Below are 20,791 nucleotides of genomic sequence, written 5' to 3'. Positions count from 1 at the left end.
GCTCGCCACAGGTAAGAAACATTCTGTTTCAGCTGCCCGGAAGCCCCGGTAGCAGCGGCTTTTTGCGTTGCAATGAGTACCTGGTTTATCCATACTTGCCGCCGATTTTTTACCCTAAAAAACTACACCCTAAACCGTGGAACCTTAGAATGAGCACAGCAATCAGTCCGACTGCTTATAACTATAAGGTGGTCCGCCAGTTCGCCATCATGACGGTGGTCTGGGGGATCCTTGGCATGGGCATGGGCGTCTTCATTGCCTCGCAATTGGTCTTTCCGGAATTGAACTTCGGATTGCCATGGACGAGCTTTGGACGCCTACGCCCTCTGCACACCAACTTGGTGATTTTCGCCTTCGGCGGCTGTGCTCTGTTCGCTACCTCCTACTATGTGGTGCAGCGCACCTGTCAGACTCGCTTGATCTCTGACAGCTTGGCCGCATTCCATTTCTGGGGCTGGCAAGCGGTAATCCTGGGGGCCGCTATCACCCTGCCGCTCGGCTACACCACCACCAAGGAATACGCTGAGCTGGAATGGCCGCTGGCTATCCTGCTGGCGATTGTTTGGGTGACTTACGGCGTGGTGTTCTTCGGCACCATCGTCAAGCGCAAAACCAAACACATCTATGTCGGCAACTGGTTCTACGGTGCGTTCATCGTGGTTACCGCCATGCTGCACATCGTCAACCACCTGTCGATTCCAGTGTCGTTCTTCAAGTCCTACTCGCTGTATTCCGGCGCTACCGACGCGATGATCCAGTGGTGGTACGGCCACAACGCCGTGGGCTTCTTCCTGACCACCGGCTTCCTGGGGATGATGTACTACTTCGTACCGAAGCAGGCCGAGCGCCCGATCTACTCCTATCGCCTGTCCATCGTGCACTTCTGGGCGCTGATCACCCTGTATATCTGGGCCGGCCCGCACCACCTGCACTACACCGCCCTGCCGGACTGGGCGCAGTCCCTGGGCATGGCGATGTCGATCATCCTCCTGGCACCGAGCTGGGGCGGCATGATCAACGGCATGATGACCCTCTCCGGCGCCTGGCATAAATTGCGCACCGACCCAATCCTGCGCTTCCTGGTTGTCTCGCTGGCGTTCTACGGCATGTCGACCTTCGAAGGGCCGATGATGGCGATCAAGACCGTCAACGCGCTGTCCCACTACACTGACTGGACCATCGGCCACGTACATGCCGGCGCGCTCGGCTGGGTAGCGATGATTTCGATCGGCGCCATCTACCACATGATTCCGAAGCTTTGGGGTCGTCCGCAGATGCACAGCATTGGCTTGATCAACGCGCACTTCTGGCTGGCAACCATCGGTACCGTGCTGTACATCGCCTCGATGTGGGTCAACGGCATCACCCAGGGCCTGATGTGGCGCGCGATCAACGAGGACGGCACGCTGACCTACTCGTTCGTCGAAGCACTGCAAGCCAGCCATCCTGGCTTCGTGGTCCGCGCCATTGGCGGCGCATTCTTCGCCAGCGGCATGCTGCTGATGGCTTACAACACTTACCGCACCGTGCGCGCCTCGAAGCCGGCTGAAGCTGAAGCCGCTGCTCAGATCGCAGTAGGAGCTCACTGATGAATCATGAAGTAGTCGAGAAGAATATCGGCCTGCTGGCCTTCTTCATGGTCATCGCCGTCGCCATTGGCGGCCTGACCCAGATCGTTCCGCTGTTCTTCCAGGACGTCACCAACAAGCCGGTCGAAGGCATGAAGCCGCGTACCGCCCTGGAGCTGGAAGGTCGTGACGTCTATATCGCCAACGGCTGCGTCGGCTGTCACTCGCAGATGATCCGTCCGTTCCGTGCAGAAACCGAGCGCTACGGTCACTACTCGGTAGCCGGTGAAAGCGTTTGGGATCACCCGTTCCTGTGGGGCTCCAAGCGCACCGGTCCGGACTTGGCCCGTGTCGGCGGTCGTTACTCTGATGAATGGCACCGTGCGCATCTCTACAACCCGCGCAACGTGGTGCCGGAGTCGGTCATGCCGAGCTACCCGTGGCTGGTAGAGAGCAAACTGGACGGCAAAGACACCGCTAAAAAAATGGAAGTGATGCGCTCTATGGGCGTGCCTTACACCGATGAAGACATTGCCGGTGCACGTGAAGCGGTCAAGGGCAAAACCGAAATGGATGCCCTGATCGCCTACCTGCAGGGCCTTGGTACCATTATCAAAAGCAAACGGTGACAACGATGGACATCGGGACTATTCGTGGCCTGGGCACCCTTGTCGTACTGGTTGCCTTCATCGGGTTGGCGCTTTGGGTGTTTAGCTCCCGGCGCAAAAAAGACTTCGACGAGGCGACTCTGCTGCCCTTCGCGGATGATCCCGATGCCATTAAGCACGTTGAGCAAGAGCAAGCTTCTAGGAGTAACAAAGAATGACCCTCTTCTGGAGTCTGTACGTCACTGTACTCACCCTGGGCACTATCTTCTCGCTGACCTGGCTGCTGTTTTCCACACGCCGCGGCCAGCGCACGGAAGCGACCGATGAAACCGTCGGCCATGCCTTCGATGGTATCGAGGAGTATGACAACCCACTGCCAAAGTGGTGGTTCATGCTGTTCGTCGCCACCATCATCTTCGCCCTCGGCTACCTGGCGCTCTATCCGGGCCTGGGTAACTGGAAAGGTCTGCTGCCTGGTTACAGCTATGTGAACAACGAAACCAAGCAGGAGTTTTCCAACGGGAAGCCGGGCTGGACTGGCGTGCACGAGTGGGAAAAAGAAATGGCCAAGGCCGACGCCAAATTCGGCCCGATCTTTGCCAAATTCGCCGCCATGCCGATCGAAGAAGTCGCCAAAGACCCACAAGCCCTGAAAATGGGTGGTCGTCTGTTCGCGTCCAACTGCTCGGTTTGCCATGGTTCTGATGCCAAGGGTAACTACGGCTTCCCTAACCTAACCGACGACAGCTGGCGCTGGGGCGGTGAGGCGGAAACCATCAAGACCAGCATCATGGGCGGTCGTCACGGCATGATGCCGGCACAGGCGCCTACCATTGGCGAAGAAAACGTGCCGAACGTTGCTGCCTACGTGATCACCGAACTGCAAGGCCGCAAGCTGCCGGAAGGCGTGAAGGCCGACATTGAAGCCGGTCGCAAGGTGTTCTCCACCACCTGCTTCGCTTGCCACGGCGCAGAAGGTCACGGCACCCCAGCCATGGGCGCACCGAACCTGACCCGCCCAGATGCCTTCATCTACGGCACCAGCTTCGCTCAGGTGCAGCACACCATCCGTTACGGCCGGAGCAACGCCATGCCGGCGCAGGCAGAAATCCAGGGCAACGACAAGGTCCACCTGTTGGCCGCCTATGTCTACAGCCTGTCTCATGGTGAAAAGGCCGCTGAATAAGGCCCCTCCCCCCTCATCCCCGGACTCGGCAATCGAGTCCGGGCGATGGCTCTGCACCAAGCCTTACACTGCAACTACGCGACCTCCGGTCGCACCGTCCGATTCGCGCTCAACAGGTATAATTACCCGGACGAAAGTCGCTTTGACCTCTGTCGGCATGCACTGGCCGAGGCATTTTCCACTGCCGTGGTATGACCGATGAGCAAGCAGATTCCGGTTCAGGACGTAACGCCGCAGGCCAAACCTGCCGCCACTAGCGTCGACCTTTATGCCTCCCGCGAAAAAATCTACACGCGTGCTTTCACCGGCTTCTTCCGCAACCTGCGCCGCTTCGGCGGCGCTGCGTTATTTCTCGCCTATTTCGGCACCGTCTGGCTGAGTTGGGGCGAACGACAGGCCGTATGGTGGAACCTGCCCGAGCGCAAGTTCTTCATCTTTGGCGCCACCTTCTGGCCCCAGGACTTCATCCTGCTATCGGGCATCCTCATCGTCAGCGCCTTCGGATTGTTCTTCATTACCGTGTTCGCCGGGCGCGTCTGGTGTGGTTACACCTGCCCGCAAAGCGTGTGGACATGGATTTTCATGTGGTGCGAGAAAGTCACCGAAGGTGATCGCAACCAGCGCATAAAGCTCGACAAAGCGCCGATGAGCGCCAACAAATTCGTCCGCAAGCTGAGCAAACATACGCTGTGGATATTGATCGGCTTCGTCACTGGCCTGACCTTCGTCGGCTACTTCACGCCGATCCGTGAATTGGTCTTCGACCTATTTACCGGCCAGGCAGACGGCTGGTCGTACTTCTGGGTGGGCTTCTTTACCTTGGCCACCTATGGCAACGCCGGCTGGTTGCGTGAGCAGGTGTGCATCTATATGTGCCCGTATGCGCGCTTCCAGAGCGTGATGTTCGACAAGGACACCCTGATCGTCTCCTACGATCCGCGCCGTGGTGAGCAGCGCGGGCCGCGCAAGAAAGGCATCGACTACAAAGCCGAGGGCCTCGGCGACTGCATCGATTGCACCATGTGCGTCCAGGTCTGCCCGACCGGCATCGATATCCGTGACGGCCTGCAGATCGAATGCATCGGCTGCGCCGCCTGCATCGACGCGTGCGACACGATCATGGACAAGATGGACTATCCGCGCGGTTTGATCAGCTACACCACCGAGCACAATCTGTCCGGACAAAAAACCCATCTGCTGCGCCCACGGTTGATCGGCTATGCAATTGCTCTGGTAGCGATGATCAGCGTCCTGATCGGCGCAATCGTGCTGCGGCCGCTGGTGGGCTTCGATGTCAGCAAGGACCGCGTGCTGTTTCGCGAAAACGCTGAGGGCCGGATCGAGAACGTCTACAACCTGAAGGTCATGAACAAAGACCAGCGCGAGCACACCTATCTGCTCGACGCCAAAGGCCTGGACGACATCAAGCTAGAGGGCAAACGCGAACTCAAAGTCGCCGCCGGCGAAATCCTTACGTTACCGGTAGAGCTGTCGATTGCCCCGGAAAAGCTGCCGTCGAGCACCAACGAGGTGTTCTTTACCCTGCAAGACGCCGACAACCCGGATAGTAAAGTCGAAGCGAAGAGTCGCTTCATCGGCCCGAGCCTCCGGTAAAATCATTCGGGCACGCCCAGCGCGTGCCCGTCCGCCCCGTACGAGAACCCGCCGCATGCCTTCCGCACCGCAACACACCACCCGCTGGTACAAGAATGTCTGGCCCTGGATCATCATCGGCCTGCTTGGCACCTCGGTGTTTCTCAGCATCAACTTGATCCGCATTGCCATGGACAACCAAGACACGCTGGTCAACGACAACTATTACGAGGCCGGCAAGGGCATCAACCGCTCCCTTGACCGTGAACGCCTGGCGCGCGACCTACACCTGCGCGCCACGCTCCATCTCGATGAACTGACCGGTGAAATCAGCCTGCAACTGAGCGGTGACAGCCTGCCCGAGCAGATCGAACTGAGCCTGATCTCGCCGACCCAGGCGGAGAAAGACCGACACATTTCCCTTAAGCGCAGCGCCAATGAGCCCGGTCGTTATGTCGGCCAGCTCGAGGAAGGCATCCAGGGACGGCGCTTCGTCGAATTGCTCGGCGAACATGACAACCAGACCTGGCGGCTCTTCGAGGAAGAAAGCGTAGCGCCGGGTGCCATCCTGAAGCTCGGCGATGAAGTCATTCCGGGGGCCGAAGACCTCGCTCGATGAGCACGCCGCGGCCCTGCTATCACTGCGGCTTGCCGGTTCCCGCCGGTGGCCGCTTTCGCGCCAGCGTACTCGATGCGGTGCGGGAGTTTTGCTGCCCCGGTTGCCAGGCGGTCGCCGAAGCCATCGTCGCCGGCGGCCTGGACAGCTACTACAAGCATCGCAGCGAAAACTCCGCCAACCCGCAGGCCTTACCGCAGCAGCTCAGCGACGAGCTGGCGCTGTATGACCGCGCGGACGTGCAGCAACCTTTCGTCCATCATCAGGGCGACCTCGCCGAAGCCACCCTGCTGGTCGAAGGCATCAGCTGTGCCGCTTGCGGCTGGTTGATCGAACACCATCTGAAGCATCTGCCGGGGATCGCCGAAGCGCGCCTCAATCTGTCCAACCACCGCTTGCAGGTGCGCTGGGCCGACAGCCAGTTACCGCTCAGCCACATGCTCACCGCACTGCGCAAGATCGGTTACGCCGCCCACCCTTATCAGCCTGACCGCGCCACCGAGCAACTCGCCGCGGAAAACCGCCAAGCTCTGCGCCAGCTCGGCGTCGCCGGCCTGCTGTGGTTCCAGGCGATGATGGCGACCATGGCCACCTGGCCGGAATTCAATATCGACTTGAGCCCCGAACTGCACCAGATCATGCGCTGGGTGGCGATGTTCCTTACCACGCCGATCGTCTTCTACAGCTGCGCGCCATTCTTCCGCGGCGCCCTGCGTGACTTGCGCACTCGCCACTTGACCATGGATGTGTCGGTCTCGCTGGCCATCGGCGGCGCCTATCTGGCAGGTATCTGGACGGCGATCAGCGGCCAGGGTGAACTGTATTTCGACGCCGTCGGCATGTTCGCGCTGTTCCTCCTCAGCGGCCGATACCTCGAGCGCCGCGCCCGCGAGCGCACGGCGGCAGCTACCGCGCAACTGGTCAATCTGCTGCCGGCTTCCTGCCTGCGTCTGGGCGCCGACGGACAGAGCGAGCGCATCCTGCTCCGCGAACTGCGCTTGGGCGATCACGTGCAGGTGCTGCCTGGCGCCATACTGCCCGCCGACGGCCGCATCCTCGATGGCCAATCAAGTGTCGACGAATCCCTGCTCACCGGTGAATACCTGCCGCTGCCGCGCGATGTGGGCGACACGGTGACCGCCGGCACGCTGAACGTCGAGGGACCGCTGATCGTCGAGGTCGGCGCGCTCGGCCACGACACACGGCTGTCGGCGATCGTCCGCCTGCTGGAGCGCGCGCAAGCGGAAAAGCCGCGCCTGGCGGTGCTCGCCGATCGCGCCGCGCAATGGTTTTTGCTGTTTTCGCTGATCGCAGCCGCCGCCATCGGCCTGCTGTGGCTATATGTGGACGCCGCACGGGCGTTCTGGATTGTCCTCGCCATGCTGGTGGCGACCTGTCCGTGCGCGCTGTCGTTGGCCACGCCGACCGCTCTTACCGCTGCCACCGGCACTCTGCACAAACTTGGCCTGCTGTTAACTCGCGGCCACGTGCTGGAAGGCCTGAACCAGATCGACACGGTGATCTTCGACAAGACCGGCACGCTAACCGAAGGCAAGCTGACCCTGCGCGAAGTTCGTCCGCTCGGCGCCACCGATGCCGATACCTGCCTGGCCCTCGCCGCAGCGCTGGAAAACCGCTCCGAACACCCCATTGCCCGCGCCTTTGGCCAAGCACCGCAAGCCGCCGAGGATGTCAGCAACATCCCAGGCCTGGGTTTGGAAGGCGTGGTCGCCGGCCGCCGCTTACGGATCGGCCAAGCGGCCTTTGTCGCCGAATTGAGCGCTAAACCCACGCCACCCATGCCCGAGGAACTCGGCCAATGGCTGCTGTTGGGCGACAGTCACGGCCCGCTGGCCTGGCTGGTCCTCGACGACCGGCTGCGCAGCGATGCGGCGGCGCTGCTCGCCGATTGCAAGGCGCGCGGTTGGCGGACCCTGCTGCTCTCCGGCGACAGCTCGCCGATGGTCGCTAGCGTCGCCGCCGAATTGGGCATCGACGAAGCGCGCGGCGGCCTGCGTCCGGACGACAAATTGGCGATTCTTCAGCAACTGCGCCGCGACGGTCGCAAGGTGCTGATGCTTGGCGATGGCGTCAACGACGTACCGGTCCTCGCGGCCGCCGACATCAGCGTGGCCATGGGCTCGGCTACCGATCTGGCGAAGACCAGCGCCGATGCGGTGCTGCTGTCCAACCGTCTGGAAGCGCTGAGCGCCGCGTTCGCCCTGGCCCGCCGCACGCGCCGGGTAATCGTCGAGAACCTGCTGTGGGCAGGGTTGTACAATGGCCTCATGTTGCCCTTCGCTGCCCTCGGCTGGATCACTCCAGCTTGGGCGGCCATCGGCATGTCCGTCAGCTCGCTGACCGTGGTGCTGAATGCCCTGCGGCTCACTCGCTGAGCGCATCACGAGGTTTGCCATGCCCGCTCTGTATGTATTGATTCCGGTCGCGCTGCTGATCGTCGCGGTGGCCATCTACATCTTCTTCTGGGCGGTGGATAGCGGCCAGTACGACGATCTTGACGGCCCGGCCCACAGCATCCTGTTCGACGACGAAGACCCGCAACACCAGGCCGGCGTCGACGAGGCCTCGGCCAACAAGACAGATAAACAGGATCCGCCACGTGCTTGAACTGGCACCTTTACTAATTTCCGCCCTAGCTCTCGGTTTGCTCGGTGGCGGCCATTGCCTGGGCATGTGCGGCGGCCTGATGGGCGCATTGACCCTGGCGATTCCGCCGGAACAACGCAATCGCCGCCTGCACCTGCTGATGGCCTACAACCTCGGCCGCATCCTCAGCTACGCCACCGCCGGACTGATCATCGGCCTGGCCGGCTGGGCCGTGGCCAGCAGCCCGGCAGCCATGGCGTTGCGCGTGGTTGCCGCCCTACTGTTGATCACCATGGGTTTGTATCTGGCTGGCTGGTGGAGCGGCCTGACCCGCATCGAAGCGCTGGGGCGTGGCCTTTGGCGGCATATCCAGCCATTCGCCAGCCGTTTGATGCCGGTCGCCACTGTGCCGCGCGCGCTGTTGCTCGGTGCACTGTGGGGCTGGCTGCCGTGCGGACTGGTCTATAGCACGCTGCTCTGGGCGGCGAGCCAGGGCGATGCACTGGATAGCGCGCTGCTGATGCTGGCCTTCGGCATTGGTACCTGGCCGGTACTGATCGCCACCGGCCTGGCCGCCGAACGCATTACCGCCGTGCTGCGCAAGCGTGGAGTGCGCATGGCCGGTGGCCTGCTGGTGATTCTTTTCGGCATGTGGACGTTGCCTGGTCCACATCAAGCCTGGCTGATGGGCCACGGTGCCGGCCATGCGACACCCTCCAGCGCGCCGCAACATACGCACTGATATAACCACTGACCCAGATCAAAACGGCCCTCTCGGCGGCTCCATAGACTCACGGCATATTCTGAAAACCGGAGTGCCGAGATGTTCGACTCAATCCGTTGGGATGCCGACCTGATCCGCCGTTACGATCACTCCGGCCCGCGCTACACCTCTTACCCGACCGCCGTGCAATTCCATCCCGGGGTCGGTCCGTTCGAGTTCTTCCATGCCCTGCGCGATAGCCGCCACGCCAAGCGGGCGCTGTCGCTTTACGTGCACATCCCGTTCTGCGCGAACATTTGTTACTACTGCGCCTGCACCAAAGTCATTACCAAGGATCGCAGCCGCAGCGAGCCTTACCTGCAACGACTGATCCATGAAATCGAGATCATCGGTCGCCATCTCGACCACGACCAGGTCGTCGAGCAGCTGCATTTCGGTGGCGGCACGCCGACCTTTCTCGACCATGCCCAACTACGCCGGTTGATGGCCGAATTACGCCGCAACTTCAATCTGCTGGGTGACGACAGCGCCGACTACAGCATCGAAATCGATCCCCGCGAGGCCGACTGGGCAACCATGGGCCTGCTTCGCGAGCTGGGCTTCAACCGCATCAGCCTCGGCGTGCAAGATCTCGATCCGGCGGTGCAACGCGCGGTCAACCGCCTGCAAACCCTCGAAGAAACCCGCTCCATCATCGATGCCGCGCGCACCTTGCAATACCGCTCGGTGAACATCGATCTGATTTACGGATTACCCAAACAGACCCCGGAGAGCTTTTCCCACACCATTGCCGCAGTAACCGAGCTGCAGCCCGATCGGCTTTCGGTCTACAACTATGCCCACCTGCCGGAGCGCTTCATGCCGCAGCGGCGCATCAACAGCGCCGAGTTGCCTGAGCCGGCGGAAAAACTGCTGATGCTACAAAACACCGTCGGCCAGTTGAGCGCCGCCGGTTATCGCTACATCGGCATGGATCACTTCGCCTTGCCCGACGACGAATTGGCCATCGCCCAGGAAGAAGGCTTGTTGCATCGCACGTTCCAGGGCTACACCACGCATTCGCATTGCGACCTGATTGGTCTTGGCGTCTCGGCCATTAGCCGCATCGGCGAGCTGTACAGCCAGAACAGCAGCGATCTGAGTCACTATCAAAACTGCCTGGATGGCGGCCAACTGGCCACCGCGCGCGGCTTGAGGACCAGCGAAGACGATCGCATTCGGCGCACGGTGATCCATCATCTGCTCTGCGATTTCGAAGTGAATTTCGGCGCCATCGAAGACTGTTTCGGCCTGTACTTCCGCAGCTACTTCCACGATATCTGGCCGCAGCTCGAGCACATGGCCAACGATGGGTTACTTGAGATAGGCCAGCGGCGCATCAAAATCCTGCCCGCCGGCCGTCTGCTGGTCCGCGCGGTCTGCATGCTCTTCGATACCTACGTCGGCGAAGCGCAACAGCAGCGTTTCTCCCGCGTAATCTGAAGCTTCAGCGCAGCGAAAGGCGCGTTAAGTCCTGCATCTGTTCATCGCTCAACCGGGCTTTGCGCAGCACTTCGAGCAAGGCGCCATTGCCGACTGCGTCGATCACGACCCGGCGAACTTGAGCTGGCGCTTAACTGGCAGGCCTATCCTCCGTGGAGTACCCTGCAGGCAATGTGTGATTGCCGCGAGGAAGCCCCGCAATGTCCGAGTTGATCAAAGTCCGCACGCTGCCTCCGGTCGCCTGCAAGGACTGCAGCCTTGCCAGTCTGTGTTTGCCGTTGTCGCTCAATCTCGAAGATATGGACTCGCTCGACGAGATCGTCAAACGTGGCCGACCTTTGAAAAAGGGCGAATTCCTGTTCCGTCAGGGCGATACCTTCAACTCGGTATTTGCCGTCCGCGCTGGCAGCCTGAAGACCTTCAGCCTGAGCGACGAAGGCACCGAGCAATTGACCGGCTTCCATCTGCCCAGTGAGTTAGTCGGCCTTTCCGGCATGGACAGCGAGCAATACCCGGTGTCCGCCCAGGCACTGGAAACCACGTCGGTGTGCGAAATTCCGTTCGAACGTCTCGACTCGCTGGCTGCCGAGCTGCCACAGCTGCGCCGCCAGCTGATGCGCGTGATGAGCCGCGAGATCCGCGACGATCAGCAAATGATGCTGCTACTGTCAAAAAAGACCGCCGACGAGCGTATCGCCACGTTCCTGGTCAACCTCTCGGCCCGCTTTCGGGCACGCGGGTTTTCCGCCAATCAGTTTCGCTTGGCCATGTCGCGCAACGAGATCGGCAACTACCTCGGCCTTGCCGTGGAAACCGTTTCACGGGTTTTCACCCGTTTCCAGCAGAACGGTCTGATCAGCGCCACCGGCAAGGAAGTGCAAATTCTCGACCCGATCGAGCTCTGCGCGCAGGCCGGCGGCAACCTAGAATCTTGATGCTGCGCCGCGCCGTGCTGGCGCGGTCGCCCTTACCCTGCCGGACTGCACACCATGACTTTCGACGTTTCCAGCCTCAAAACCCTGATCCGCCCGGTGCCGGATTTCCCCAAGCCGGGCGTCATGTTCCGCGACATCACTCCGCTGTTCCAGTCGCCACGCGCGCTGCGCATGGTGGTCGACAGCTTTATCCAGCGTTATGTCGAAACTGAATTCAGCCACATCGGCGCCATGGACGCACGCGGCTTTTTGATCGGTTCGATCGTCGCCTACGAGCTGAACAAGCCGCTGGTGTTGTTCCGCAAGCAAGGCAAGCTGCCCGCCGAAGTGCTCAGCGAGGGATATCAGACCGAGTACGGCGAGGCCTTTCTCGAGGTGCATGCCGACAGTCTCTGCGAAGGCGACTCGGTGCTGATGTTCGATGACCTGATCGCCACCGGCGGCACCCTGCTGGCCGCCGCCAAACTGGTCCGGCGCATGGGCGCCAACCTGTTCGAAGCCGCAGCAATCATTGACTTGCCCGAGCTCGGCGGCTCGCAGCGCTTGCAGGCCATTGGTATTCCCACCTTCACCCTCACCGCCTTCGCCCTCGACGAACGTTGATCCTCCGCGGCGTCTAGCCGCCCCTCCCTTGCCACCCACCGCGCGACGCACCAGAAACTGCTCTGGAGCGGCGTGCGGCTGCGCGCCTTTTGCTCGCACTTGCCAAACCCGCACAAATCGGCAATGTTACCCATACAAACACTTAGTGATTTTTTGAGTAACAAATGCAACCGACCGCCAAGAGCCTCATTCTCGAACTGCTGCTCGCCGCCCAGGGCGTACCCCTGACCGCGCGCGATGCGGTGGTCGCCTGTGGATTGTTCGAGATCAATGCCAGCAACGCTCGCGTGGCCCTTGTGCGCCTATCCGCCGCCGGACTGATCGAGGCCGCCGGACGTGGCAGCTATCAGCTCAGCGAGCAGGCCAGGGAACTGGGCGGTGATATCGCCACCTGGCGCGAAATCGAACAGCGCCTACGCCCCTGGGATGGCAGCTACGTGCTGGCCCAGTGCGGCGCGCTGGGGCGCACCGACCGGGGCGCGCTGCGCCGCCGCGAACGGGCCCTGGAACTGCTCGGCTTCCGCGAACTGGAACGCGGCCTGTACCTGCGCCCCAACAACCTGGAGCCCGATCTCGCCGCCTTGCGCCAGCGCATCCACGGCCTCGGCCTGGAGTCGGCCGCCTACCTGTTCAGGGCCGACGGCTTCGACGCCGACTGCCAGGCGCGGATCGACCGCCTGTGGAACACCGCCGCGCTGCTCGAGCAGTACCGCCAGCTGAGCCGACAGATGCGCGACTGGCTGGCCCGCGTCGATGACCTGGAAACCGACGTCGCCGCCCGCGAGGCCTTCCTGTTCGGAAGTCGGGCGATTCGCCAGGTGGTGTTCGACCCGCTGCTGCCGGCGCCGATGATCGACGAAGCGGCGCGCGCCGCCTTCTTCACCGACGTCCGCGAGTTCGACCGTATCGGTCACCAGCTCTGGCAACGCTTTTATCGCAGCACGCCGCCCCTGCGCAGCGGCAGCCGTGAACCGACTAAAACAACAACCAGGAGCCTGCAATGACCAGCCGCCAGAAAGTCACCGACTTCTTCAGCCGTGAAGAGATCCAGCTACTCACCCGCCGCTCCGACGCGGCCGGCTGGTGGGCCGTGCTCTCCACCTGGGCGGTGATCGCTGCCACCTTCGCCGTGCTGGCGATCTGGCCGAACCCGCTGACCTTCGTCCTGGCGCTGATCGTCCTCGGCGGGCGCCAACTCTGCCTGGCGATCCTCATGCACGACGCGGCCCATGGCACCTTGTTCAAAACCAAGGCGCTCAACGACAAGCTCACCGACTGGCTGTGCGCGCGGATCATCTGGGTCGACGTGGCGCGTTACCGCGAACATCACCTGCGCCATCACGGCCACACCGGCACCGACCTCGATCCAGACTGGAGCCTGGCGCGGCCCTTTCCGGCCAGCCGGGTCTCGCTGGCGCGCAAGTTCGCCCGCGACCTGCTCGGCCTCACCGGTCTCAAGCGCCTCTACGGGCAGCTGCTGATGGACATCGGCGTGCTCAAGTACACCGTCGCCTCGGATGTAGAAGTCCTGCCGCGCAACGGCCGCCGCTGGCGCGATTACGCCCGCACCGGGCTGCGCAACATGACCGGCATGCTGCTGGCCAACGCCACGCTGGCCGGCATCCTCGCCGCGTGCGGACAGCTGTGGCTGTACGGCGTCTGGCTGCTCGCCTACCTGACAACCTACAGCCTGTTCATGCGCATTCGCTCGCTGGCCGAACACGCCTGCACCGAGCGCACCCGCGACATGCTGCTCAATACCCGCACCACTCGCGCCGGCTGGTTGGCGCGGATCACGGTGGCGCCGATCCGCGTCAACTTCCACATCGAACACCACCTGATGGCAGCCGTGCCCTACTTCCGCTTGCCACACGCCCATCGCCTGCTGCGCGAACGTGGGCTCATCGACAACCCACCCGGCTACCTCGATGTGCTGCGAATCGTTACCCAGGTGCCACGGGTCGCCATGCCATAACCCGCCGAAAGTTGGCCGCGCAAAAACTCTCCTTGCTCAATAGTTACATCAAGCAATGACACAGTCGTAAACGACACGGTCATGCTCATAACAAGAATGGTGGCGCCCACACGCCGCCCCAGAGCGAGGATTCCCGCAATGTCGACCACAGCTACTGCCAATTCCCTGCCGAGTGCCAGCTTTCCGGTGCGGCGCATGGATTTCAGCTTCGCCGAAACGAAGAAGTACTGGTGGAGCGATGAACCATTCATGACCCAGTTCATGAACAATCTGTCGTCGCTGTTTCCGCATGGCGAAATGTTCTTCGTCAACAGCGTGCGCGCCGTGCGCGACCGCATCACCGATCCGCAGCTGAAGAAGGACATCAGCGCCTTCATCGGCCAGGAGGCCATGCACTCCAAGGAGCATGCGACCTACAACGAATACGCCGCCGCGCATGGCATCGACCTCGAGAAGCTCGACCTGCGCATCAAGGTGCTGCTCGAGTGGGTCACCAAAGTGACCACCAAGAAGCAGCGCCTGGCCGCCACCTGCGCCCTCGAGCACTTCACCGCGACCATGGCCGAGCAATTGCTCAAGCGCGAAGACCTGACCACGCAGATCGACGACCCGAAGATGTATCAGCTGTGGATGTGGCACGCGATTGAGGAAAACGAACACAAGGCGGTGTGCTATGACGCCTACCAGGCGATCGGCGGCGGTTACTTCACTCGCACTATTTCGATGATGATCACCACGGTGATCTTCCTCAGCGTGCTCGGCTGGTTCCAGCTCCATCTGCTGCGTAAGGACGGCCAGCTATTTAACGGGCGCGCCTGGAAGCGCGGCCTGACTACCCTGTTCAGCCCGCGCAACGGCTTCTTCACCAAGCTGATCGGCCCGTACCTCGACTACTACCGCCCGGGCTTTCACCCCTTCGACCACGAGACCAAGGCGCTGGAGCAAACCTGGCGGCAGCGCCTGGGATTCAGCAACTGATCATTTCATGGCGGGTTTCACCCGCCCTACGCAACTAGCTCATCGACCCATGTTGGCGGCGTCGCTTTCCCCAAGGCGGCGCCGTCTTTTTTGTTTCCACACGGCACCTGTAGGTTGGCGTTGAGCGCAGCGATACCCAACGATGGGCCGACCGACCCGTACCAGACTCGCCACGATGGGTATCGCTACGCTCCGGCTAGGCGCCCCCACCCATCCTACGAACGCACGCCGGCCGGCTCGATCAAGACAGGCGCAACTGGCCCAAGCCCTGCAGCACGCTGGCACCGGTGAACAGCATGACGATTTCTTCTTCGGCCAACGCGCAGATCGCCGCGCGCCGTTCAGGCTGGCCGATGTAGTCGAGCGACACCTGGAACAGGTTGCGACTGACCAGGCTGGAAATCTGCAGCACTACCGGCTTGCTGACCAAGGCCGGCAGCAGCTTGAACTCGAAGATGTCCTCGGCCATGTCGGCAGCGAACTCGTCCATCACCTCCTGCAACGCCGCGCGTAGCACTAGCGATGCGCCATGTAGTTCGCGTACGCCGATGATGAAGGCTTCCGGATGCGCCCCAACGAAGGCGAAGAACAGCTGCACGGTTTCGTGGCAAACCCTCCGCCCCCGATTGAGGTCAATGCCGAACAGCTGCGGCGATGTGTCCTTGGACTCGCTCACCGCCCTCTGCGCCGCCTCGCGGCGCAGGTCGCGCAACGGCTGACGCAGTTGCACGGAAATGTCGCGGATCACCGCCATGCCAAGATCGTCCACATCCTTGAAATGGCGGTAGAAGGTGTTCGGGTTAAGCCCCGCCTCGCGCGCCAACTCACGCAGGCCCAGGCCGCTCAAGCTGCGACTGGTCGAGGTCAAACGTAACGCCGCTTCCATGAGCAGACGCTTGCCCGGCGCATCGCTGTTCCTTTCCCGCGCAAGGGGCGTTTCGCTGACATCCGGATTCATGGCGGCCCTACCTTAGGTTGGCTTGTCGCGTTAGCTGTTGCCGGCGAGTATACAGATGTCTACATTGGTATACAGATGTATACGCAAGCAATAAGCATAACAGGAGCTTGGCCATATGAACGCCCATGTGACACCCATCCGTCATTGCAAGATCGCCATCATCGGCAGCGGCTTTTCCGGCCTCGGTATGGCCATCCGCCTGAAACAACAAGGCGAAGAGGACTTCCTGCTATTCGAGAAAGAAGGCGGCGTCGGCGGCACCTGGCGGGTCAACAACTACCCGGGTTGCGGCTGCGATGTGCAATCGCATCTGTACTCCTTCTCCTTCGAGCCGAACACGACGTGGACGCGGATGTTCGCCAAACAGCCGGAAATCCAGAGCTACCTGGAAGGCTGCTGGGAAAAGTACCGCTTGCAGGACAAGACCCTGCTGAACAGCGAAATTGCCCGCCTGGAATGGGATGAAAAGCTCGAGTTGTGGCACATCACCGACGCGACCGGCACCCAGTACAGCGCGCAGTTCGTGGTGTCCGGCATGGGCGCGCTGTCCACTCCGTCGATCCCTAAACTGAAGGGCGTAGAGAAATTCAAAGGCGCGCTGTTCCACTCGCAGCAGTGGAACCACGATTTCGATCTCAAGGGCAAACGCGTGGCGGTCGTCGGCACTGGCGCCTCGTCAATCCAGTTCGTCCCGCAGATTCAGAAGGATGTCGCCAAGCTCGATCTCTATCAGCGCACAGCGCCGTGGATCATGCCCAAGCCCGACCGCGCGATCAGCGACACAGAGCGCGCGCGCTTTCGCCGCTTCCCGCTAGCCCAGAAGCTCTGGCGCGGTTTGATCTACGGCATGCTGGAGAGCCGCGTGATCGCCTTCGCCTTCGCCCCGCGGTTGCTGAAAGTGGCGCAATGGGTCGGCAAGGCGTACATCAAAAAACACATTAAAGATCCGGTGCTGCGCGCCAAAGTCACCCCGGACTACACCATGGGTTGCAAACGCGTGCTGATCTCCAACGACTATTACCCGGCGCTGGTGCAGCCGAATGTCGATGTGATCAGCGAGGGCATCCGGGAAATCCGCGCAGGCAGCATCGTCACCAACGACGGCCAGGAACGTGCAGTCGACGCGATCATCTTCGGCACCGGCTTCATGCCCAGCGATCCGTTGCCGCGTGGCGTGGTGTATGGCCGCGGCGGCGTCGACCTGCTCGACACCTGGCCGCAAGGACCGGAAGCCTATAAAGGCACGCTGACTGCCGGCTTCCCTAACCTGTTCTTCCTCATGGGCCCGAACACCGGCCTCGGCCACAACTCGATGGTGTATATGATCGAGTCGCAGATTCACTACGTGCTCGGCGCCCTCGCGCTAGTCGACAAAAAACGCCTGCAAAGCCTGGAAGTCAAACGTGAGGCGCAGGATAAATTCAACGGCAAGCTGCAAGGCACGATGGGCAAAACCGTATGGAATGCCGGCGGTTGCATGAGCTGGTATCTGCACCCGGTAAGCGGGCGCAACTGCACCGTGTGGCCCGGCTTCACCTGGCGTTTTCGCATGTTGACCCGCAACTTCGATCCAGCCGCCTACCATTTCAGTCGTCAGAGCGCTGCGCATCCTGCTCAGAGTTATGCCGTTCGTGCCGAGGAGGCCACTGCATGAAATCGTTCGAGAACAAAGTCGCCGCCGTCACCGGAGCCGGTTCCGGCATCGGCCGCGCCCTCGCCTATCGCCTGGCTCGTCAGGGTTGCCATCTGGCGCTGGCCGATGTGAATAGCGAAGGTCTGGCGGAAACCGCAGCGCAGGCGCGCAAGCTCGGCGTGACCGTCAGCGAGACGCGCGTCGATGTCGCCGACCGCGAGGCGGTGCACGCCTGGGCCGAGCAAGTGGTCACGGATCACGGCCGGGTCAACCTGATCTTCAACAACGCCGGCGTGGCGCAGAGCGGCTCGGTGGAAGCCAACGATTACGCCGACTACGAATGGATCATGAACATCAACTTCTGGGGCGTGGTGCATGGCACCAAGGCCTTCCTGCCGCACCTGAGAGCATCGGGCGAAGGTCATGTGGTCAACGTTTCGAGCATCTTCGGGGTGTTCGCCCAGCCCGGCATGAGCGCCTACAACGCGACTAAATTTGCGGTGCGCGGCTTTACCGAAGCGCTGCGTCAGGAGCTGGATATTGCCGGCAAAGGGGTGTCCGCCAGTTGCGTGCACCCCGGCGGGATCAAGACCAATATCGCCAAAACCGCGCGCATGAACGAAAGCATGGCCGCTCTGACCGGCCAGGAGACGGAGCAGTCGCGCGAGCAGTTCGACCAGTTCCTGCGCACCACGCCCGACAAGGCAGCCCAAGTCATTCTGCGCGGCGTGCTGCGCAATAACCGGCGCATTCTGATCGGCGCCGACGCGTGGATTCTGGATGGCATGCAACGCTTGATGCCGACCTTCTACCAACGCATTGTGGTCGGCAGCATGCGCTTGGCGGCACGCTTCGCGCCGAAGAAAGCGCGCAGCGCGGGCGCCCCGGCCGAGCAGTGATCCACGGCGACAAAAAAGCCCCGGCTGCCTGAGCACCGGGGCTTTTTGCATGGCTATGTCTCAGTTACGTGTTGCATGGCCTCGAGTAGGGTGGGTTAGCCGAAGGCGTAACCCACCACCGGCCGTCAGGCCGGCAATCCCATGTGGCATCGATGGTGGGTTACGTCGCTACGCGGCTAACCCACCCTACGGAAATACCGAGTTTCGGCAGTCATCCGCGCCACCAACACTCAACTGGGACATAGCCTTTTGCATGGCCTTCAAGGTTGGTCTGACTGGCACTCCAGGCTGCCAAGCAGCCCGTCGCGCAACAAGCCACTGAATACCTCCTGCAGCAGTGGCGCGGCGAAAAATGCCTGGCGCGCCGCTGACGACGCCCAACGACCTTGCAAGCGCCACACCCCATCCGTCAGCGACTCAACGCTGAACACCAGGCAGCCCGGCAGCCGCGCGACGGGCTCCTGCAAATCGAGCAGGTAGACACCGAGTTGCGTCGAGCGCCCGCGGCTGGCGCGGACGTAAGCCAGATGCTGGATGGTCATGAAGATCTCCTGATCCAAACAGACTGCGCTTAGAAAGAGCTGGCGGTGGGACGCACGATCAGCTCGCTAACATCGACATCCGCCGGTTGCTCGACGGCATAGGCGATGGCGCGGGCAATCGCATCGGGGGTCAGGGCGATCTTGCGAAACTCCTGCATCGCCCCGCTGATCCAGCGCGAGATCTTCTACCGCCTGCTGCACAGCCCGCAGGGGCAGATCCTCCATGAGATCGCCCTGGCCGACAGTCAGGGCCACCGCATTGCCCGCGCCATCGACTGGCTGAACCAGAACTACGACCGGCAACTGCGCATCGACGAGCTGGCGCGCACGGTCAACCTCAGCCCCTCCACCCTGCACCACCGCTTCAAGGCGGTGACCGCGCTCAGCCCGCTGCAATACCAGAAGCAACTGCGCCTGCAGGAAACACGGCGGCTGATGGTCACCGAGGGCCTGGAGGCCGCTGCGGCCAGCTACCGGGTCGGTTACGAAAGCCCCTCGCAGTTCAGCCGCGAATACAGCCGGCTGTTCGGCGCCCCGCCGCTGCGCGATCTGGCGCGGCTGCGCCAGCAGGCGTGAAATGCTTCCATAGATCTGGGGAATCCCACAAACGCCCCCTCAAAAAATCCTGAGGAAGGCTTCATCACAAGCATCCAGCGGCTGAATCTGAATGAGAGCACCGACAGCAATCATCAAGCCGGTTGCTTATAAGCCCATCTGCTTGCTGATGATCTCGTTCATCACTTCGCGCGTGCCACCGCCGATGGAGAGGATACGGTTGTCGCGGTACAGGCGCTCGACCAGGCTTTCGCGCATGAAACCCATGCCACCCATGATCTGCACCGCGTCATAGACGATACGGTCGGAAATATCGGTGGCGAAGTTCTTGGCCATGGAAATCTCCTTGATCACGCTCTTACCGGCACTCATTTTGGCCGCCTGCCGATAAGTGAATTCGCGGGAAACCTCGAGCTGGGTCGCCATCTCGGCCAGGCGATGTTTGAGCACCTGGAATTTGCCGATCGGCTTGCCGAACGCCTCGCGTTCGCGTGCCCATTTGAGGCTTTCGTCCAGCGCCAGTTGCGCGGTCATGTTAGCCATGACCGCCAGTGCCAGGCGCTCGGATTGGAAGTTGGCCATGATGCAGGCGAACCCGGCGTTTTCTACGCCGATGAGGTTGTCTACCGGCACCTTGCAGTCATCGAAGAACAGCTCGGCGGTGTCCGACGCCCACCAGCCCATCTTCTTCAGCTTGCGGCCGACGGTGAAGCCCGGCGTGCCCTTCTCGATCAGCAGCAAGCTGACGCCACCAAAGCCTTCGCCACCAGTACGCACTGCCACGCTGTAGTAATCGGCGCGCACGCCGCTGGTAATGAAGGTCTTGCTGCCGGTAACCCGGTAATACTCACCGTCACGCACTGCGCGGGTTTTCAGGCGGGCAACGTCCGAGCCGCCGGACGGTTCGGTGACCGCCAGCGCCATGATTTTCTCTCCCTCCAGCACGGGCGGCACGATGCGCTCGCGCAATGCCGGCTTGGCCCATTTGAGTACCGGCGGCAAACCGATATCCAGCGAGCACAGCCCCGCCACCAACCCGCCGGAGCCGCAGCGCATCAGCTCTTCGCTGGCCGCGACCTTGGCGAACAGGTCACCTTCATGGCTACCGCCGAGCTGCTCCGGATAACCGATGCCGAGAATCCCGGCCGCGCCGGCCTTGCGGTACAGCTCTCGGGGAAACTCTTCGGCCTCTTCCCACTCAGCGACATGCGGAAGGATTTCCCGCTCGACGAAACGCCGCACGGAATCGCGCACCAGTTGATGGGATGGGTCGAAATATTCCTGAAGAACGGACATGGGCAGCGCTCCCGATTAGGTTTGCACAACCTA

General features: G+C 61.8%; 20 protein-coding genes and 2 pseudogenes. 18 read left to right on the top strand and 4 right to left on the bottom strand.

What is annotated here, in order from left to right; all coding sequences use genetic code 11:
* Positions 1 to 149: 149 nt before the first annotated feature.
* The 15 genes from ccoN (at position 150) to NVV93_RS08120 (ending at position 14,875) form a co-directional block, all read left to right on the top strand.
* Complete coding sequence (gene ccoN, locus NVV93_RS08190; protein WP_258253932.1) at positions 150 to 1,589, top strand: cytochrome-c oxidase, cbb3-type subunit I; 1,440 nt, start codon at positions 150 to 152, stop codon at positions 1,587 to 1,589.
* The gene (gene ccoO, locus NVV93_RS08185) at positions 1,589 to 2,197 is read left to right on the top strand and encodes a cytochrome-c oxidase, cbb3-type subunit II (protein ID WP_258253931.1); all 609 of its coding nucleotides are present in this window, start codon (positions 1,589 to 1,591) and stop codon (positions 2,195 to 2,197) included. Before ccoN ends, ccoO begins: the two co-directional genes overlap by 1 nt.
* 5 nt (positions 2,198 to 2,202) lie before the next feature.
* On the top strand, positions 2,203 to 2,394 hold the full coding sequence (locus NVV93_RS08180; protein WP_258253930.1) for a cbb3-type cytochrome c oxidase subunit 3: 192 nt from the start codon (positions 2,203 to 2,205) through the stop codon (positions 2,392 to 2,394).
* Positions 2,391 to 3,362: a cytochrome-c oxidase, cbb3-type subunit III gene (ccoP, locus tag NVV93_RS08175; protein ID WP_258253929.1), complete on the top strand. Its 972-nt coding sequence runs from the start codon at positions 2,391 to 2,393 to the stop codon at positions 3,360 to 3,362. Before NVV93_RS08180 ends, ccoP begins: the two co-directional genes overlap by 4 nt.
* A gap of 198 nt (positions 3,363 to 3,560) precedes the next feature.
* The gene (gene ccoG / locus NVV93_RS08170; protein WP_258253927.1) at positions 3,561 to 4,976 is read left to right on the top strand and encodes a cytochrome c oxidase accessory protein CcoG; all 1,416 of its coding nucleotides are present in this window, start codon (positions 3,561 to 3,563) and stop codon (positions 4,974 to 4,976) included.
* A gap of 55 nt (positions 4,977 to 5,031) precedes the next feature.
* A complete protein-coding gene (locus NVV93_RS08165; RefSeq protein WP_258253926.1) occupies positions 5,032 to 5,574 on the top strand; it encodes a FixH family protein in 543 nt (180 codons plus the stop codon).
* Positions 5,571 to 7,967: a heavy metal translocating P-type ATPase gene (locus NVV93_RS08160; RefSeq protein WP_258253925.1), complete on the top strand. Its 2,397-nt coding sequence runs from the start codon at positions 5,571 to 5,573 to the stop codon at positions 7,965 to 7,967. Before NVV93_RS08165 ends, NVV93_RS08160 begins: the two co-directional genes overlap by 4 nt.
* Before the next feature lie 19 nt (positions 7,968 to 7,986).
* Positions 7,987 to 8,199, top strand: a complete 213-nt coding sequence (gene ccoS, locus NVV93_RS08155) for a cbb3-type cytochrome oxidase assembly protein CcoS (protein ID WP_258253924.1) — start codon at positions 7,987 to 7,989, stop codon at positions 8,197 to 8,199.
* Complete coding sequence (locus NVV93_RS08150; protein WP_258253923.1) at positions 8,192 to 8,920, top strand: sulfite exporter TauE/SafE family protein; 729 nt, start codon at positions 8,192 to 8,194, stop codon at positions 8,918 to 8,920. The genes ccoS and NVV93_RS08150 overlap by 8 nt, the downstream gene beginning before the upstream one ends.
* An 81-nt stretch (positions 8,921 to 9,001) precedes the next feature.
* The gene (gene hemN / locus NVV93_RS08145; RefSeq protein WP_258253922.1) at positions 9,002 to 10,384 is read left to right on the top strand and encodes an oxygen-independent coproporphyrinogen III oxidase; all 1,383 of its coding nucleotides are present in this window, start codon (positions 9,002 to 9,004) and stop codon (positions 10,382 to 10,384) included.
* Between the two features lie 200 nt (positions 10,385 to 10,584).
* Complete coding sequence (gene fnr / locus NVV93_RS08140) at positions 10,585 to 11,319, top strand: fumarate/nitrate reduction transcriptional regulator Fnr (RefSeq protein WP_258253921.1); 735 nt, start codon at positions 10,585 to 10,587, stop codon at positions 11,317 to 11,319.
* Positions 11,320 to 11,373: 54 nt separating this feature from the next.
* Entirely contained in the window at positions 11,374 to 11,922 is a 549-nt protein-coding gene (locus tag NVV93_RS08135; RefSeq protein ID WP_258253920.1) for an adenine phosphoribosyltransferase, read from the top strand.
* A 164-nt stretch (positions 11,923 to 12,086) separates the two neighbouring features.
* The gene (locus NVV93_RS08130; protein WP_258253919.1) at positions 12,087 to 12,926 is read left to right on the top strand and encodes a PaaX family transcriptional regulator C-terminal domain-containing protein; all 840 of its coding nucleotides are present in this window, start codon (positions 12,087 to 12,089) and stop codon (positions 12,924 to 12,926) included.
* Positions 12,923 to 13,897, top strand: a complete 975-nt coding sequence (locus tag NVV93_RS08125) for a fatty acid desaturase family protein (RefSeq protein ID WP_258253918.1) — start codon at positions 12,923 to 12,925, stop codon at positions 13,895 to 13,897. The genes NVV93_RS08130 and NVV93_RS08125 overlap by 4 nt, the downstream gene beginning before the upstream one ends.
* 138 nt (positions 13,898 to 14,035) lie before the next feature.
* Positions 14,036 to 14,875, top strand: a complete 840-nt coding sequence (locus tag NVV93_RS08120) for a metal-dependent hydrolase (RefSeq protein WP_258253917.1) — start codon at positions 14,036 to 14,038, stop codon at positions 14,873 to 14,875.
* Between the two features lie 241 nt (positions 14,876 to 15,116).
* Here NVV93_RS08120 and NVV93_RS08115 read toward each other — a convergent pair whose 3' ends face one another.
* Positions 15,117 to 15,833: a TetR family transcriptional regulator gene (locus NVV93_RS08115; protein ID WP_258253916.1), complete on the bottom strand. Its 717-nt coding sequence runs from the start codon at positions 15,831 to 15,833 to the stop codon at positions 15,117 to 15,119.
* A 115-nt stretch (positions 15,834 to 15,948) separates the two neighbouring features.
* Here NVV93_RS08115 and NVV93_RS08110 point away from each other — a divergent pair, with 115 nt between their 5' ends.
* Both NVV93_RS08110 and NVV93_RS08105 read left to right on the top strand, forming a co-directional pair.
* Positions 15,949 to 17,487, top strand: a complete 1,539-nt coding sequence (locus NVV93_RS08110; protein WP_258253915.1) for an NAD(P)/FAD-dependent oxidoreductase — start codon at positions 15,949 to 15,951, stop codon at positions 17,485 to 17,487.
* Positions 17,484 to 18,365, top strand: a complete 882-nt coding sequence (locus tag NVV93_RS08105) for an SDR family oxidoreductase (RefSeq protein ID WP_258253914.1) — start codon at positions 17,484 to 17,486, stop codon at positions 18,363 to 18,365. The genes NVV93_RS08110 and NVV93_RS08105 overlap by 4 nt, the downstream gene beginning before the upstream one ends.
* A gap of 260 nt (positions 18,366 to 18,625) precedes the next feature.
* On the opposite strand, the gene NVV93_RS08100 is transcribed toward NVV93_RS08105, so the two are convergent.
* Together NVV93_RS08100 and NVV93_RS08095 are read right to left on the bottom strand one after the other, a co-directional pair.
* Positions 18,626 to 18,907, bottom strand: coding sequence for an antibiotic biosynthesis monooxygenase (locus NVV93_RS08100; RefSeq protein WP_258253913.1), 282 nt, complete (start codon positions 18,905 to 18,907; stop codon positions 18,626 to 18,628).
* Between the two features lie 29 nt (positions 18,908 to 18,936).
* A pseudogene (locus tag NVV93_RS08095) lies at positions 18,937 to 19,065 on the bottom strand (oxidoreductase); the annotation flags it as partial.
* Here NVV93_RS08095 and NVV93_RS08090 point away from each other — a divergent pair.
* Positions 19,064 to 19,483 (top strand): annotated as a pseudogene (locus NVV93_RS08090) (helix-turn-helix domain-containing protein); the annotation flags it as partial. The pseudogenes NVV93_RS08095 and NVV93_RS08090 overlap by 2 nt on opposite strands.
* Positions 19,484 to 19,609: 126 nt before the next feature.
* Here the strand turns inward: NVV93_RS08090 and NVV93_RS08085 are convergent.
* A complete protein-coding gene (locus tag NVV93_RS08085) occupies positions 19,610 to 20,758 on the bottom strand; it encodes an acyl-CoA dehydrogenase family protein (protein ID WP_258253912.1) in 1,149 nt (382 codons plus the stop codon).
* Between the last annotated feature and the right edge of the window lie 33 nt (positions 20,759 to 20,791).

Source organism: Pseudomonas sp. LS44 (genome assembly GCF_024730785.1).
Taxonomy (GTDB): domain Bacteria; phylum Pseudomonadota; class Gammaproteobacteria; order Pseudomonadales; family Pseudomonadaceae; genus Aquipseudomonas.
The sequence above is the reverse complement of the archived record's forward strand: the minus strand, read 5'-3'. Positions and strand labels throughout refer to the sequence as shown.

Excerpts from the sequence above, each read along its gene's own strand:
- ccoN (WP_258253932.1), top strand. The coding sequence starts at position 150 with ATGAGCACAGCAATCAGTCCGACTGCTTATAACTATAAGGTGGTCCGC.
- ccoP (WP_258253929.1), top strand. The coding sequence starts at position 2,391 with ATGACCCTCTTCTGGAGTCTGTACGTCACTGTACTCACCCTGGGCACT.
- NVV93_RS08165 (WP_258253926.1), top strand. The coding sequence starts at position 5,032 with ATGCCTTCCGCACCGCAACACACCACCCGCTGGTACAAGAATGTCTGG.
- NVV93_RS08110 (WP_258253915.1), top strand. The coding sequence starts at position 15,949 with ATGAACGCCCATGTGACACCCATCCGTCATTGCAAGATCGCCATCATC.
- ccoG (WP_258253927.1), top strand. The coding sequence starts at position 3,561 with ATGAGCAAGCAGATTCCGGTTCAGGACGTAACGCCGCAGGCCAAACCT.
- NVV93_RS08100 (WP_258253913.1), bottom strand. The coding sequence starts at position 18,907 with ATGACCATCCAGCATCTGGCTTACGTCCGCGCCAGCCGCGGGCGCTCG.
- NVV93_RS08135 (WP_258253920.1), top strand. The coding sequence starts at position 11,374 with ATGACTTTCGACGTTTCCAGCCTCAAAACCCTGATCCGCCCGGTGCCG.
- NVV93_RS08085 (WP_258253912.1), bottom strand. The coding sequence starts at position 20,758 with ATGTCCGTTCTTCAGGAATATTTCGACCCATCCCATCAACTGGTGCGC.
- NVV93_RS08130 (WP_258253919.1), top strand. The coding sequence starts at position 12,087 with ATGCAACCGACCGCCAAGAGCCTCATTCTCGAACTGCTGCTCGCCGCC.
- ccoS (WP_258253924.1), top strand. The coding sequence starts at position 7,987 with ATGCCCGCTCTGTATGTATTGATTCCGGTCGCGCTGCTGATCGTCGCG.
- hemN (WP_258253922.1), top strand. The coding sequence starts at position 9,002 with ATGTTCGACTCAATCCGTTGGGATGCCGACCTGATCCGCCGTTACGAT.
- fnr (WP_258253921.1), top strand. The coding sequence starts at position 10,585 with ATGTCCGAGTTGATCAAAGTCCGCACGCTGCCTCCGGTCGCCTGCAAG.
- NVV93_RS08160 (WP_258253925.1), top strand. The coding sequence starts at position 5,571 with ATGAGCACGCCGCGGCCCTGCTATCACTGCGGCTTGCCGGTTCCCGCC.
- NVV93_RS08105 (WP_258253914.1), top strand. The coding sequence starts at position 17,484 with ATGAAATCGTTCGAGAACAAAGTCGCCGCCGTCACCGGAGCCGGTTCC.
- NVV93_RS08115 (WP_258253916.1), bottom strand. The coding sequence starts at position 15,833 with ATGAATCCGGATGTCAGCGAAACGCCCCTTGCGCGGGAAAGGAACAGC.
- NVV93_RS08120 (WP_258253917.1), top strand. The coding sequence starts at position 14,036 with ATGTCGACCACAGCTACTGCCAATTCCCTGCCGAGTGCCAGCTTTCCG.
- ccoO (WP_258253931.1), top strand. The coding sequence starts at position 1,589 with ATGAATCATGAAGTAGTCGAGAAGAATATCGGCCTGCTGGCCTTCTTC.
- NVV93_RS08125 (WP_258253918.1), top strand. The coding sequence starts at position 12,923 with ATGACCAGCCGCCAGAAAGTCACCGACTTCTTCAGCCGTGAAGAGATC.
- NVV93_RS08180 (WP_258253930.1), top strand. The coding sequence starts at position 2,203 with ATGGACATCGGGACTATTCGTGGCCTGGGCACCCTTGTCGTACTGGTT.